15 protein-coding genes and 1 riboswitch are annotated in these 14,570 nt (G+C 56.9%); of the genes, 13 read left to right on the forward strand and 2 right to left on the reverse strand.

Annotation, left to right across the window (positions count from 1 at the left end; translation table 11 throughout):
- Positions 1-3: 3 nt before the first annotated feature.
- The 8 genes from pknB to yfcE all read left to right on the forward strand — a co-directional run bounded on the left by pknB (position 4) and on the right by yfcE (position 8,020).
- Complete coding sequence (gene pknB / locus MOTHE_RS04195; protein ID WP_053094707.1) at positions 4-1,842, forward strand: Stk1 family PASTA domain-containing Ser/Thr kinase; 1,839 nt, start codon at positions 4-6, stop codon at positions 1,840-1,842.
- A 10-nt stretch (positions 1,843-1,852) separates the two neighbouring features.
- Entirely contained in the window at positions 1,853-2,725 is an 873-nt protein-coding gene (gene rsgA / locus MOTHE_RS04200; RefSeq protein ID WP_011392430.1) for a ribosome small subunit-dependent GTPase A, read from the forward strand.
- Positions 2,725-3,396 (forward strand): ribulose-phosphate 3-epimerase, encoded by a 672-nt coding sequence (rpe, locus tag MOTHE_RS04205; RefSeq protein ID WP_011392431.1) that lies wholly within the window; start codon positions 2,725-2,727, stop codon positions 3,394-3,396. The genes rsgA and rpe overlap by 1 nt, the downstream gene beginning before the upstream one ends.
- A gap of 62 nt (positions 3,397-3,458) precedes the next feature.
- Positions 3,459-3,574, forward strand: a riboswitch (FMN riboswitch).
- A gap of 158 nt (positions 3,575-3,732) precedes the next feature.
- A complete protein-coding gene (gene ribD, locus MOTHE_RS04210) occupies positions 3,733-4,863 on the forward strand; it encodes a bifunctional diaminohydroxyphosphoribosylaminopyrimidine deaminase/5-amino-6-(5-phosphoribosylamino)uracil reductase RibD (protein ID WP_011392432.1) in 1,131 nt (376 codons plus the stop codon).
- Entirely contained in the window at positions 4,848-5,501 is a 654-nt protein-coding gene (locus tag MOTHE_RS04215) for a riboflavin synthase (RefSeq protein WP_011392433.1), read from the forward strand. Before ribD ends, MOTHE_RS04215 begins: the two co-directional genes overlap by 16 nt.
- 23 nt (positions 5,502-5,524) lie before the next feature.
- Entirely contained in the window at positions 5,525-6,736 is a 1,212-nt protein-coding gene (locus MOTHE_RS04220; RefSeq protein ID WP_011392434.1) for a bifunctional 3,4-dihydroxy-2-butanone-4-phosphate synthase/GTP cyclohydrolase II, read from the forward strand.
- A gap of 242 nt (positions 6,737-6,978) precedes the next feature.
- Positions 6,979-7,446 carry a 6,7-dimethyl-8-ribityllumazine synthase gene (ribH, locus tag MOTHE_RS04225; RefSeq protein ID WP_011392435.1) on the forward strand — a complete coding sequence of 156 codons (468 nt, stop codon included), beginning with the start codon at positions 6,979-6,981 and terminating at the stop codon, positions 7,444-7,446.
- A 7-nt stretch (positions 7,447-7,453) separates the two neighbouring features.
- On the forward strand, positions 7,454-8,020 hold the full coding sequence (yfcE, locus tag MOTHE_RS04230; RefSeq protein WP_011392436.1) for a phosphodiesterase: 567 nt from the start codon (positions 7,454-7,456) through the stop codon (positions 8,018-8,020).
- A 54-nt stretch (positions 8,021-8,074) separates the two neighbouring features.
- Here yfcE and rpmB read toward each other — a convergent pair whose 3' ends face one another.
- The gene (rpmB, locus tag MOTHE_RS04235; protein ID WP_011392437.1) at positions 8,075-8,263 is read right to left on the reverse strand and encodes a 50S ribosomal protein L28; all 189 of its coding nucleotides are present in this window, start codon (positions 8,261-8,263) and stop codon (positions 8,075-8,077) included.
- Positions 8,264-8,441: 178 nt separating this feature from the next.
- On the opposite strand from rpmB, the gene MOTHE_RS04240 reads away from it, so the two are divergent.
- The 5 genes from MOTHE_RS04240 (at position 8,442) to MOTHE_RS12755 (ending at position 13,434) form a co-directional block, all read left to right on the forward strand.
- Entirely contained in the window at positions 8,442-9,872 is a 1,431-nt protein-coding gene (locus MOTHE_RS04240) for an ISLre2-like element ISMoth2 family transposase (RefSeq protein WP_011392438.1), read from the forward strand.
- Between the two features lie 258 nt (positions 9,873-10,130).
- On the forward strand, positions 10,131-10,373 hold the full coding sequence (locus MOTHE_RS04245) for a DUF1858 domain-containing protein (RefSeq protein WP_011392439.1): 243 nt from the start codon (positions 10,131-10,133) through the stop codon (positions 10,371-10,373).
- The gene (gene recG, locus MOTHE_RS04250; RefSeq protein ID WP_011392440.1) at positions 10,370-12,412 is read left to right on the forward strand and encodes an ATP-dependent DNA helicase RecG; all 2,043 of its coding nucleotides are present in this window, start codon (positions 10,370-10,372) and stop codon (positions 12,410-12,412) included. The genes MOTHE_RS04245 and recG overlap by 4 nt, the downstream gene beginning before the upstream one ends.
- Positions 12,413-12,496: 84 nt before the next feature.
- Positions 12,497-12,892 carry a hypothetical protein gene (locus MOTHE_RS04255; RefSeq protein ID WP_011392441.1) on the forward strand — a complete coding sequence of 132 codons (396 nt, stop codon included), beginning with the start codon at positions 12,497-12,499 and terminating at the stop codon, positions 12,890-12,892.
- A gap of 167 nt (positions 12,893-13,059) precedes the next feature.
- Positions 13,060-13,434, forward strand: coding sequence for an alpha/beta-type small acid-soluble spore protein (locus MOTHE_RS12755; protein WP_011392442.1), 375 nt, complete (start codon positions 13,060-13,062; stop codon positions 13,432-13,434).
- 38 nt (positions 13,435-13,472) lie between these two features.
- On the opposite strand, the gene gpr is transcribed toward MOTHE_RS12755, so the two are convergent.
- Entirely contained in the window at positions 13,473-14,450 is a 978-nt protein-coding gene (gpr, locus tag MOTHE_RS04265; protein WP_011392443.1) for a GPR endopeptidase, read from the reverse strand.
- Positions 14,451-14,570: the final 120 nt, after the last annotated feature.

A 14,570-nucleotide genomic window follows, 5' to 3' on the forward strand; every position in this document is an offset into this window, starting at 1 on the left:
GAGATGATTGGCAAAGTCCTCGAAGGTCGTTATGAAATAGTCAGCGAACTCGGGGGAGGCGGCATGGCCAGGGTGTACCGGGGCCAGGATCGCCTGTTGAACCGGAACGTAACTATTAAGATTTTGCGGGAACAGTATGCCAGCGATAAAGAGTTTTTAGCCCGTTTTCAGCGGGAGGCCCAGGCCGTAGCCAGTCTCTCCCATCCCAACGTGGTCAGTATTTACGACATTGGCCAGGAAGATGATCTTCATTACTTGATTATGGAATATGTCGAGGGCAGGTCGCTGAAGGACCTTATTTCCGAGCGAGCCCCACTGCCGCCCCTGGAAGCCATCGATATTTCCCTGCAGATCTGTGACGCCCTTGAGCATGCCCATGAAAACGGTGTTATCCATCGTGATATCAAACCCCACAATATCCTTATTACCCGTAACGGCAGGGTTAAGGTGACGGATTTCGGCATTGCCCAGGCTGTCAGCGAGGTTACCATGTCCCAGAGTGGAACCATGATTGGCTCCGTTCATTACCTGGCTCCCGAACAGGCCCGGGGCGGGGTTATTGGGGCCACGGCCGATATCTATTCCCTGGGCATCGTCCTCTACGAGATGTTGACCGGCGACCTCCCATTTCACGGCGAAACACCGGTAGCCGTAGCCCTCAAGCACCTTCAGGAAAACCCCCGGCCTGTGCGCGAATTAAATCCCAATGTACCGCCGGCCCTGGAACGCGTCGTTATGCGAACCCTGGAGAAAGACCCTGCCCGGCGCTACCCGTCGGCAGCGGCCTTGCGTTCCGACCTGCTGGCCGTAAGAAACGCTCTGGCGGATGCCACCTTCGCCACCCAGGTTTTGCCGGCCATTGAGACTCCCGATCCTCCTTCTACCCTGCCCAAACCCCGCCGGCGGCCACGGGTCTGGGCGTGGGTGCTAATGGCCCTCTTGTTCCTAGGCCTGGCAGCTGCCGGCCTGTGGGCCGGTTTCCGTTATTACCTGGCAGTAGGCGAGACCCTGGTACCGTCGGTAGTGGGCCTGCCCGAGGGCCAGGCCCTGGAGCAGCTGGCGGCGGCCGGATTGCGGGGTCAGGTTATAGCCCGGCAGTATGATGCCAGCGTTCCAGCCGGCCAGGTCATGGCCCAGGACCCCGGCCCCAATCAAAGGGTGCGGCGCGGCCGGGTGGTAGCCCTGACCGTTAGCCAGGGAGCCAGGTTAGTGAGGGTTCCCAGTGTTATCGGTGAAACGGAACGCAATGCCCGCTTAATACTGGAGAATGCTAATCTCAAGGTAGCCGCCGATACTCTAAAAGTATATCACCCCTCTATTCCGGCAGGTTCCGTTGTTGACCAGAATCCCCCGGCCAATACCCAGCAACCGGAAGGGACAGAAGTCAGGCTGATTATCAGCAAGGGCCCGGAACCCCAGTTTACCACCGCCCCGTCCGTGGTAGGCCTTTCCCTGGCCGAGGCCCAGCAGAAACTCCTGGAGGCTAAACTGAAACAGGGCACCCTGACCTATCAGCGGAGCGATAATCAATTCCCGGGATATATTATTGCCCAGGACCCCCGGGAGGGGAGCAATGTTTTGCAGGGAAGCGCCATAAATTTGGTTGTCAGCCAGGGACCGGGCCCGGTCCAGAAACAGGTGGGGGTAACCATTGACCCGGCCCCTGATGATAAAGACCATGAGGTGCGGATTGTAGTTACCGATGCCAAGGGTACTAATGAAGTGCTAAAGAAGAAGCAAAAGATGGGCCAGCAAATCCAGGCCACCATCAACTATTTCGGCAAAGGTAAGTTGCAGGTTTTCCGTGACGGCAACGTTATTTATGAACAGGACTTGCAGTAGGGAGTAAGGGATGGAAGGCACCCTTTTACGGCGCTACGGTGGTTTTTATTACGTGGAAAGCGAGGGGCGGGTATGGACCTGTCGCCTGCGGGGCCGCTTCCGGCTCCAGGAGACTGTCTTTTTGCCAGGCGACCGGGTGGAAATAAAACCCGTAGGTCCGGGGGAAGGGGTGATTGAGGATCTGAAACCCCGGCGGACCTGCTTAAAAAGACCGGCAGTGGCCAATGTCGAGCAGGTCATTATCGTCTTCGCCCTGAGGGAACCCCCCCCGGATCTGGAACTCCTGGACCGGTTGTTATTTTTGAGCGGGGTCGAGGATATAGAGGCGGTTATTGTCTGGAACAAAGCGGATATCAGTAAGCAGGAATACGCTGGGTTACCGGAACTTTACCGGCAGATCGGTTACCGGAATTTGATAACCAGCGCTCACACCGGCCAGGGTATCGACGAACTGAAAGCCCTCCTGGCCGGCAGGCTCAGTACCTTTGCCGGACCTTCAGGGGTTGGCAAGTCTTCCCTGCTCAACGCAATCCAACCCGGCCTCAACCTGCGGACCGGAGAAGTCAGTTCTAAAGGCGGCCGGGGACGCCACACCACCCGCCAGGCGGAACTGATCCGGCTACCGGATGGGGGGTGGGTAGCCGATACCCCGGGTTTCAGCCGCCTGGACCTGCCAGCCATCACCAGGGAAGAGGTGGCTGCCTATTTCCCGGAAATGGAACCCCTGCGGGGGCGCTGCCGCTATGCCTCCTGCCTGCACCGGAAGGAGCCCGGTTGCGCGGTGGTAGCAGCCGTAGAGGCCGGTCTGATTATAAAGCATCGTTATGAACACTACCTTACTTTCCTGGCGGAAGTCATCGCCAGGGAAAGGAGTTTTTCGTAATGCCTATAATTGCACCTTCACTGCTGGCTGCCGATTTTGCCAACCTCCAGGGTGAAGTAGAGGCCGTCGCCAGGGGAGGGGCCGACTGGCTGCACCTGGATATCATGGACGGCCATTTTGTCCCCAACCTGACTATTGGCCCGGCTGTGGTAGCCGCCCTGAGGCCCCATAGCCAGCTGGTCTTTGATGTTCACTTGATGCTCTCCCGGCCGGAGGATTTTATCCTTCCCTTTGCCCGCGCGGGGGCCGACTATATCAGCGTCCATGCTGAAGCCTGCACCCACCTGCACCGGGTCCTGCAGCAGATCCGGGAAGCCGGTTGCCGGCCGGCAGTTGCTTTGAATCCCGCCACCCCCCTTAGCGTCCTCGATCATGTTCTGGGGGAAGTGGAGATGATCCTTTTAATGACGGTGAACCCGGGATTTGGTGGCCAGGAGTTTATCCCGGCCATGCTTCCCAAAATAGCCTCCCTGGCAGCCAAATTGCGCGAAAACAGGCTCGATATCCTTCTGGAGGTGGACGGCGGCATCAACCCGGAGACGGCAGCTGCCGCCTGCCAGGCCGGGGCCGGGGTTCTGGTCGCCGGTTCGGCTGTATTTGGCTGCCCCGACCGGGGAGCTGCCATCAGGGAACTACGCCAGGCGGGGAAGCTAAATAGGGTGCAAATATGAAGTGGGCCCCGTGCCCCCCTGCGCGTCTTGACGCCGCCTGAATGGAGCTATATAATTACTGTAACGTCCTTCGGGGTTAGGTGTAATTCCTTACCGGCGGTAAAGCCCGCGAGCCGTTATGGCAGACCCGGTGAAATTCCGGGGCCGACAGTAAAAGTCTGGAAGGGAGAAGGAGGTTATAATCCTTTGCCTGCCTAGCCCCGGAGTCCGCGGGGTTTTTTTATACTGCTTTTGGAATGGCGTCTGTTATGGAAACGGCTGCCAGTAACTACCGGGACATATTCCAGCTTATGCGGGAAGTATCAGTTCGGGTAGAGAGTTTTTTGGAGGAGCTAAATGCAACCACAGGATGCCATCTTCATGGCCCGGGCCCTGGAACTGGCCCGCCAGGGACTGGGCCGTACCAGCCCCAACCCGACAGTAGGAGCAGTTATCGTTCGCGACGGCCAGGTGGTAGGTGAGGGTTATCACCAGAAGGCTGGCACCCCCCACGCTGAGATCCATGCCCTGCGTGCCGCCGGGGAGAAGGCCCGGGGAGCCACCCTGTATGTAACCCTGGAACCCTGCTGCCACTACGGCCGGACGCCCCCGTGCACCGAGGCCATCATCGCCGCCGGGATCAAGAGGGTGGTAGCAGCCATGGCCGATCCCAATCCCCGGGTAGCGGGAGGCGGCTTCCGGGCCCTGAGCCAGGCCGGGATAGAGGTAGAGACGGGACTGCTGGCAGATGAAGCCCGGAGATTAAATGAGGCCTTTATTAAGTATATTACTACCGGCAGGCCCTGGGTGACCCTGAAGATGGCCCTGACCCTGGACGGGAAGATCGCCACCCGTACCGGGGCCGCCCGCTGGATTACCGGCCCGGCTGCCAGGCAGAGGGCCCATGAGTTGCGGGATATCCATGATGCCATTCTAGTGGGCATTGGCACCGTCCTGGCCGACGATCCCGAATTAACCACCCGCCTGCCGGACGGCCGGGGGCGGGACGCTATCAGGGTAATCCTGGACAGCCACCTGCGGCTGCCCCTGAGTGCCAGGGTGGTAAACCTCCAATCGGAAGCCCCTACTCTGGTGGTCACCACACCTTCGGCCCCGGCAGCAGCCAGGGAAAACCTTGCGGCCCGGGGAGTGGAGGTTCTGGTCCTGCCGGAGGAAGACGGCCGGGTGGCCTGGCAACCGCTCCTGGCTGAGCTAGCCAGGCGCCAGGTCACCAGTATCCTGGTCGAGGGAGGAGCCGAGGTAAACGCCACCGCCCTGGCGGCCGGGATTGTCGACAAGGTGGTGGCCTTTATCGCCCCTAAAATCTTCGGGGGCAGAGAGGCACCGGCACCGGTGGGCGGCCTGGGGGTCGCCGACCCGGCGACCGCCTGGAAATTAGAAAAACTGGCCGTGGAGCGCTGCGGCGAAGATATCATGTTGAGCGGGTACCTGCTCAAAAGAGGGGAAGAGCCTTGTTTACCGGGTTAATAGAAGAAATCGGGAGCATTCGCAGGATTGTGACTGTCCCACAAGGGGCCCGATTAACCATTTCCGCCCGGGAAGTTCTGGCCGGTACCCGCCGGGGCGATAGCATCGCCGTCAACGGGGCCTGCCTGACGGTGGTGGATGTGGAGCCGGAGGCCCTGGTGGCGGAGGTCATGGCTGAAACCTTGAGGGTAACCACCCTGGGCTCACTGAAAGTAGGGGACAGGGTCAACCTGGAAAGGGCGCTGCGCCTGGGGGAGAGGCTGGGGGGCCATCTGGTCAGCGGTCATATCGACGGCGTCGGGGAGATTAAGAGCCGGCGGCAGGTAGGTATCGCCTGGGAATTAACCCTGGCGGTACCGGTTGGCCTGGAACGCTACATTGCCCCCAAGGGTTCCCTGGCCCTGGACGGCACCAGCCTGACGGTGATTACCGTGACCGGGAACCAGGTGACGGTCGGCCTTATTCCCCATACAGCCAGGAATACCATCCTGGGGGACAAAGGGCCCGGGGACCGGGTCAATATCGAGGTAGACCTCCTGGCCCGTTACCTGGAAAGACTTTTAAATCCTCCCGTCGAAGAACCGGCCCGGCAGGGGTTGACCCTGGAATTCCTGGCGTCCCAGGGCTTTCTCAAATGAAAATTGAAGAAGGCGATGATTAAATGAATGAAGGGATAAGCTTTAATACCATTGAGGAGGCTATCGCCGAGATCAAGGCTGGGCGGATGGTGGTCGTCGTCGATGACGAGGACCGGGAAAACGAAGGTGACCTGGTCATGGCGGCCGCCAGGGTTACGCCGGAGGCCATAAACTTTATGGCCACCCATGGTCGCGGCCTGATCTGTGTGCCTATGGAAGGTCAACGCCTGGACGAGCTGGAACTGGAACCTATGGTAAACCAAAATACAGAGTCCATGGGAACGGCCTTTACCGTCTCGGTAGATGCAGCCGAGGTGACCACTGGTATCTCGGCCTTTGAGCGGGCCGCAACCATTAAGCGGCTTATCGATCCCTCGACCCGGCCGGAGGATCTGCGCCGGCCCGGGCACATCTTTCCCCTAAGGGCGAAACCGGACGGGGTCCTGCGCCGGGCCGGGCACACCGAGGCGGCCGTGGACCTGGCCCGCCTGGCCGGGCTCTACCCGGCAGGGGTCATCTGCGAAATTATGAACCCCGACGGTACCATGGCCCGGGTACCCCAGCTCTATAAATTCTGCCAGGAACATGGCCTGAAGTTAATCACGGTTGCCGACCTGATCGAGTTTCGTCGCCGGCGGGAAAAACTGGTACGCCGGGTGGCCGAGGCCGATCTGCCCACCAGGTACGGCCACTTTAAAGCCGTTGCCTATGAAGAGATCATGAACGGGAAGGGCCACCTGGCCCTGGTGAAGGGCGATATAGCCAAGGGAAGGCCGGTCCTGGTCCGGGTTCATTCGGAATGCCTGACGGGGGATGTCTTCGGCTCTGAACGCTGCGATTGTGGCGACCAGTTGCAACGGGCTATGAAGATGATTGAGGATGAGGGTGCCGGGGTAATCCTCTATATGCGCCAGGAAGGCCGGGGCATCGGCCTCCTCAACAAGATCAAGGCCTACAAGCTGCAGGAGGAAGGTAAAGACACAGTGGAGGCTAATGAGGCCCTGGGCTTCCCGCCCGATTTGCGGGACTACGGCATTGGCGCTCAGATCCTGGCCGACCTGGGGGTCCGCCAGATCCGCCTCCTGACTAATAACCCCAAAAAGATCGCCGGCCTGGAAGGATATGGCCTCCAGGTTGTCGAAAGGGTACCCATTGAAATCTGCCCAAACAAGGTTAACCGGCGTTACCTGAAGACTAAAAAGGAAAAAATGGGCCACCTGCTGCATATCAGCTAGAGCCGCCCATGGGGGCTGGTGCTCCCGCCACAAACTATAAAAATGTAGGCTTAGGCAAGTAACTGGAGGTTTCAGGCGAAAGGGCGATGGGTCGAGGCGTAAGTGAGGTTAGTATTCTAAAGAGAATAAAGCCAAACCACCCCCCGCCGCTTAAGCAACTTAAGCGCCAAGTTTGCTAGCCGAAAACCACTCGAGCCCGGAGCCGGTACCTCCAGCCCTAAGGAAGCCAAGGAGGATTTGTTATGCCCAACATTATGGAAGGCCAGTTGGAAGGCCGGGGACTAAAGTTTGGCATAGTTGTCAGCCGTTTCAACGAGTTTATCACTTCCCGGCTCCTGGATGGAGCCCTGGATGCCCTGAACCGCCACGGCGCCGACCCGGGCGCCATTGATATTGCCTGGGTGCCGGGAGCCTTTGAGATACCCCTGACAGCGCAAAAGATGGCCGCCCGGGGCTACGATGCCGTTATTTGCCTGGGGGCGGTCATTCGCGGTGCTACCCCCCATTTTGAGTATGTGGCTGCCGAGGTAACTAAGGGTATAGCCCAGGTGAGCTTGAACAGCGGCGTGCCGGTAATCTATGGACTGATCACCGCTGACAATATTGAACAGGCTATTGAAAGGGCCGGTACCAAGGCGGGCAACAAAGGATTCGATGCCGCCATGACGGCTATGGAAATGGCCAACCTTTTCAAGGTAATGGCGAGGTAGATGAGGGATGCGAGTAGGGATTATTAGCGACACCCACGGCGACGGCAGCGCTTGGGAACAGGCGCTTAAGAATTGCTTCCAGGGGTGCGAGATGATTATTCATGCCGGCGACGTCCTCTACCACGGCCCCCGGAACCCCATTATTGCCGCCTATGCGCCTAAAGACCTGGCTGAACTTCTGCGCCAGTCACCGGTACCGTTGCTTATCGCCCGGGGCAACTGCGACGCCGAGGTCGATGCCATGGTTCTGAAGCTGCCTCTGCCGGAACAGGTTGTCTTTCAGATGGGCGAGCGGCGGATTATTGCCCAGCACGGCCATCGCCTGGCGCCAGGGGAGGCGGAAACTCTGGCCGCCTATTACCGGGCCGACCTCTGGGTCACCGGCCATACCCATGTACCGGTCCTGGCCTGCCAGGGGGGCCGCCTGTACCTGAATCCTGGCAGCCCCAGCTTGCCCCACAGCGGTCCTCTGGGTAAACTGAAGACGGTGGCTGTGGCCGATGAACAGGGTGTCCGGCTCCTGGCCCTGGCTACGGGAGAGGTGCTGCAGGAGTTACCCTGGCCGGCCAGGTAGGGTTAAAAGTCAAAACCCGGGGTGAAAACCCCGGGTTACTAAATATCAATCTCCTTAAATAGCCCGCTGAACCTTGCCGGAACGGAGACAACGGGTGCAAACATATGCCCTGCGCGGGGTGCCGTTTACCAGGAGCTTGACCCGCTGCAGGTTTGGCGCCCAGGTGCGCTTGGTCTTAATGTTGGAGTGACTAACTTGATTGCCGGTAACTGCCCTTTTGCCGCAAATGCTGCAGGTAGCCATTATTCTCACCTCGCTTTAAAACCCTACGGGCGCTATTTTACCAGAGAAAGGGTTAAAAAGCAAGCAAATAAATTTTTTGGTTAGTGTAAAATTACAGTAGGTAGGAGGAAAAAGGGGTAAAAAAGAGAAAAGAGACCTCACAGGAAGAAAACCACCGTAAAAGGAGTGAGGTCTCTTAATGGTAAACGGTAGTACCAGTACCGCTACCATCATTAGTTTATTAGATGGTATCGAGAATTTCAACACTCTTGAAGAAGTTATCCTGCAAATAGCCAGGAGGTTATTGGTAGCCGTACTGGAAGCCCTGGATGATACCCTTATGCCAGCAAAACCTAAGGGATATAAGATAGCTGGGTTCCGCTACCGCACAATCACCTGCCTGTACGGGGATATAACCTTTAAGCGCCGGCTATATGTTAAAGCAACGCGCAAAAAGAAAAGAGGGGAAGGAAGGTTTCTATTAGACGAAGCCCTAAACTTACGCCAAGGAAAGCGTCTGACAGGAAGACTGCTCAAATTAGCCGTATCGCTGGCAACCCGGTTACCCTTCAGGCAGGCAGCGGAAATAATGGCCGAAGCAGGGATGGGCCAATTAAGTCATATGACCATCCATAGCGAAGTAAAACGAAATGGACTGGAACAAAAAGAACTGCAAGAAGCCCTGCGCAATAATCTATTCATGAGCGGGGAAGAGCCCCAAGGCAAAAAGAAAAAAGTACCGGTACTATTTATCGAAGCCGATGGTATAATGATCCCGCTGCAAAGGAGCAAGCAAGACCGGATAGAAGTCAAAGTAGGAATAGTTTACGAAGGGTGGATAGAAAAAGGGAATGCCCGGCATCTCAAGAACCCGCGGGTAGTGATGGGCATCTATGAAGATGGAGAACAATTTTGGGAAGCCCTCACCACGGAAATAGCCAGGTACTACGAGATAGACGAAAAAACAATATATGTCGTCAATGGCGACGGAGCCAGCTGGGTCCAGAAGACAGCCAAAGAACAGTTACCAGGAGCCATCGTACAATTAGACCGCTACCACCTCCACCGGGATATAAGGCAGGCATATGGGAACGAAACAGCGCAGGGATTAATGAAGACTTTAGCCAAAGGTCAAGAGCAGGTCTTTTTAGACACCCTGGAAGCACTCATAGAAGAAGCACCGAACCGCAAAAACAAGCAACAATGCCAAAAAGTATATGACTACTGTCAAAGATATCGCGATAACTTGTTAGATTACCGCTTGCGGTTACCACGACAGCTGGAAGGGCAAAAGTTATACGGGATGGGCGTAGCCGAAACAACAGTAGACAAAAAAATAGCCATCCGCATGAAAAAGAGGGGGATGAGCTGGAGCGAAGCAGGAGCAACGGCCATGGTAGCATTACTAATGCTCAAAGCCAATGGAGAATTAGCCGCATGGTTAGAAAAAAAGATGCCCCAAGTAGAAAAGAATCCCGTTAAAGTAATAAAAGAAAAGAAGATAAGTAAAGAAGACGTAGAAGAATGGTTAAGGAAGAGAGTACCAGCCCTTGTTGGCCCTGAGGCGGGAACAGATTGGGTTAAATATACCATGAGGCAACTAACAAGAATTAGTGGAGCTATATTCTAACCCCTTTTCTGGCTTAATTAGAGCAGGCAGTAATTCGCGAAGCCTGTCAAGGTCGCCGTAGGCGGCCGCAGGCTTTAACGTTGACAGGCGCAGCGAATTACTGCACAATACTCCGGAGCCGGAAAAGGTGCTGGATATATATGGGATTTTTATGTGGGGTCTCTTTTTGCCTACTACATCTTGACACGTACAATTTTTTGTCTACCAGGGAGGTAGTTGCCGGCAGATGTTGAAATAATAATGGGAGGGGCGAGGTTGATGACCGGTAATCTGCGTGAAAGGGTTGTTCCCCTGCAAATAACTAAAGACCTCTCGATTATGGACGTCCTGCGGGCTTATCCCCAGGTGCGGCCGGTTTTCATTCGCCACGGTATGGGCTGCCTGGAGTGCATGGGCGCTATGGACGAAACCATCGCCAGTGGAGCCAGGATGCACGGCCTGGACCTGGATCAACTCCTTAAGGACTTGAACGAGGCTATCAAAAACCGGGATCAGGAATGATACTCGACCATCCGGTAGCAACTTTAAAATATGTGGGCCACCAGAGGGCGGCCCGCCTTTCCCGGCTGGGCATCCAGACGGTTGGTGACTTATTATGGCACTTCCCCCGGCGTTATGAAGACCGCCGCCAGCTTAAAGATCTGGCGGCAGTGGCTCCCGGCGAGGTGGTCACGGTACAGGTAACCATCAGGGCCTGGGAAGAAAGGGAAGTCCGCCCTCGCCTGCGGTTGATCCGGGCCCTGATTCAGGGCCGGCAGGGAACAGGCTTTGCCGTTTGGTTTAACCAGCCATACCTCAAGCGCCAGATGCCGCCGGGAACCGGGGTAATCCTCACCGGGAAGGTTAGATACAGGGACTACCGGCCGGAAATCCAGGTCAGTGATTACGAAGCCCTGGGTGAAGGGGATCCGGGTCTCCATACAGGGCGGATTGTACCCTTTTATGCTTTGACGGCCGGCCTTAGCCAGCGCTGGCTGCGCCTGGTAATCCATCTGGCCCTGGAAGCCGTTGCCGGGGATTTACCGGAGGTTTTACCCCTATCCTTATGCCGGCGTTACCGCCTTATACCCCGCCTCCAGGCTTTAAAATATATCCATTTCCCCCCCGATGCCGCCGGCCTTCACCAGGCCCGGCGCCGGCTGAAATACGAAGAACTGCTTATCTGGGAACTGGGTTTAAACCTGCACCGGGTGCAGCAGGAGCAAGGCAGGCAGGGTATAGCCCATACCCCGGCTAACAATCTGGTTAACCGGCTGGTTGACAGCCTGCCCTTTAAATTAACCTCAGCCCAGGCCAGGGCGCTGGCGGAAATCCTGGCCGATATGGAAGCCCCCCGGCCTATGGCCCGGCTGCTCCAGGGGGATGTCGGCTCCGGGAAAACGGTTGTTGCTGCGGCCGCTATGGTAAAGGCGGTGGCCGGCGGCTGGCAGGCTGCCCTCATGGCTCCTACGGAAGTCCTGGCTGAGCAACACGGCAGGACCCTGGGGCAACTACTGGCGCCCCTGCGGCTCCCGGTAGTTACCCTTACCGGCAGTACCCCCAGGACTGAACGGGAAAACATCCTGGCCGGCCTGGCCAGCGGCCAGTTGCCCCTGGTGGTGGGCACCCACGCCCTTATTCAGGACGATGTAAGCTTTAAGTCTCTGGGCCTGGTGGTAATCGACGAACAGCACCGTTTTGGCGTTGACCAACGGGCTGCCCTCCAGACCAAGGGCGAGTGCCCCGATTTACTGGTCATGACGGCGACGCCCATTCCCCGGACCCTGGCCCTGGCCATCTATGGTGACCTGGATATCTCCGTCCTGGATGAGCTGCCTCCGGGCCGGCAACCGGTGGCTACATATGTAATCACAGAAAAACAGCGTCCCCGGGCTTACCGGTTAATCGAACGGGAAATCCGGGCCGGTCACCAGGCCTATGTCATCTGCCCCGTAATCGACGCCAACGACGGCGTGGCCGTGGAAGCCGCCACCGCCATGGCCCGGAAACTGCAGGAGGAGGTTTTCCCGGGATACCCGGTAGGGCTGGTGCACGGCCGCCTGCGACCGGCGGAAAAAGAAGAGGTTATGAACGCCTTCCGGGAAGGGAAGATTGCCATCCTGGTAGCTACTACGGTGGTTGAGGTGGGGGTTGATGTCCCCAATGCTACGGTGATGTTAATCGAAGGAGCGGAAAGGTTGGGTCTGGCCCAACTGCACCAGTTGCGGGGGCGGGTGGGCCGGGGCACGGCAGCAGCTTACTGCTTCCTGGTTACCAGAGGCAGCCAGGCAGCCCGGGAGCGACTGGCGATCCTGACTACCAACCGGGACGGCTTTGCCATTGCCGAGGCCGACCTGCGCCTGCGGGGACCAGGCGAGTTCTTCGGTACCCGCCAGCACGGGTTACCTGAATTTCACCTGGCCCAGCTCCCCGGGGACAGCCACATCCTGGAACAGGCCCGCCAGGATGCCAGGGAGATTTGCCGCCAGGAGGGTCCTTCACTTGAATATGAGGCCCTTTACCAGGCTGCCAGGGAAAAGCTGGCCGGTTTACATTTTTAATATAATTTTCCAGGGCCAGGGGGCATGATAAAAATTTTTTAAGCCACACTAACACCAAGATTATTTGGTGAAGGTGGTTTTCTTATGCGCTTGGAAAGGGATGAACGATCTCTTTTGGCTTACTTTCCCAGCAGCACCCGAGCCCAGGAGGCCATCAATGCCCTTCAAGAAGCCGGTATAAGGGAAGTCCAGTTTGACCGGGTGGGGCGTTTTGGTACCCGTTATAATGACCAGTACAACAACCCCCTGGCGAACCAGGCCAGTACTATCACCGGCCTTAGCCTTTACTCGGCCGATATTAACCCCCTGGTCAAAACTGACACCCGTGCTTTGCTGGCAGCCGATCCCTCCGTGAGCGGGGTGGGTTTAAAGAATTATGGCGTGGCCGGCAACGAGGGCTTTCTGGTAACCGTTGTCACCAGCCCGGAACGGGTAGATGAGGTGCGGGAGATTATTGAGGCCCACGGCGGCCGGCTATAAAAAATTAAAAAGGCCTGCCCGGGGCCTTTATTTTTTTGGTATCCACAGTCGTGTTTTTCCTTTTTTGTAGTATAGATGTAAAATTACGCTAGCCAAATAATGCTAAGCATAAAAGGGTGCCGCCGGAACATACTACAACTAGACGCTAATAAAGGAGGTGAAACTAAATGCCGCAAGGTGGCAGGACCAACCGTCTCCTGATCCCCCAGGCCCGCGGCCAGATGGAAAGGTTCAAGCAGGAAGTGGCCAGCGAACTGGGGATCTCCAATTACGACGGTTACCTGGGTGACCTGCCCTCCAAGGTTAACGGTTCCGTAGGGGGGCTGATGGTCAAAAAGATGATTGCTGCTTATGAATCGACCCTCAGCGGCCAGGCAGCTGGCGGCCTTGGTGGTGCTGATGTTGAACTGGGTGCCGCCCAGAATGTTACCGGTCGTATTAGCGGTCCCAACCCCGCCTTTACTACCGGGGGGCAGAAGTTAAACCTCAACGCTCAGCAGTTCAACGCTCAGTCGAGTGGTTTAGGAATGACCCAACAGTAACGTAATGCTTGATGGCGGGTGCTGCACCCGCCATTTTCTTAATGTAACGGGATAGCCGCATGGGTACGGAGAAGGTTGGTATGCAGGGATCTGTTCAGGGCGTTGCCAATGACCCAGGCCAGGTTGTGGACCAGGTCATCAACCTCTTTGGGTGTAACCGTCAGATTGCCGCCAAAGGGCGAAAGGACATTCCGGGAGAGATTTTGAGCCAGAGCCTGATTAATTTGCAAGTTGACATTGGGAAAGGCCTGCTGTAACTGATTAAGGGCCTCAAAGATTATGACCCCGGCATGGACGACGGTAGGAATACCGATGGCGATTACCGGTACACCCATAGTTTGCAAATTTATACCCAGACGCTGGTTCCCGACTCCCGAACCGGGGCTGATGCCGGTGTCGCTAATCTGGATGCTGCTGCCAACGCGATTCAAATCCCCGGCAGCCAGGGCATCGATGGCAATGATTACCCGTGGTCCGGTCTTCTCGACTACACCCCGGATAATTTCAGCTGTCTCAATGCCCGTGGTTCCCAGGACGCCGGGGGCCAATGCGCTGACCGGCCTGGTTCCCGGAGGCATGCTCTGGGGAGCATATTTTAACAGGTGCCTGGTGACGGTAAACTGGTTGATAACCTTGGGGCCCAGGGAATCCGGGGTTGCCTCCCAGTTGCCCAGGCCGACCACCAGGACAGGGTCGGTAGGGCCAACCTGCAAGTTTTGCAGTAAGAGGTTGAGTTTCTGGGATAGTAATCCAGCTATTTCCTCATGTACCGGCGGGTTTTCGGCCAGGAGGGCGGGGGCGTCGATGGTTATGTAAGTACCGCGGGATTTCCCCATGGCCTGTTCTCCGGCTTCATCCAGAATGGTAATGGTTGTGACAATGGCATTGGGAAATTTTTCCTTGTCTTCCCGTACCCCGGGGACTTCCTGCCTGGTAGCCCCACGTAAGAGGTCATGGGCCTCTATTGCCAGGTCCAGAACTACCCCGGCCAGCCGGTAGAATTCGGCACGCTGCAAATTTAACCCTCCCTTTCTTTTGAGAACCTGCCTTCAGGTTTTCCCGGATGGGAAAAAATATACGCCGGGAGGAAAAGTTTTTTTTAATGTGGAATATTAAAGGCCGGGGAGTGAAAACTA

This window comes from Moorella thermoacetica (assembly GCF_001267405.1).
Classification (GTDB): domain Bacteria; phylum Bacillota; class DSM-521; order Neomoorellales; family Neomoorellaceae; genus Neomoorella; species Neomoorella thermoacetica.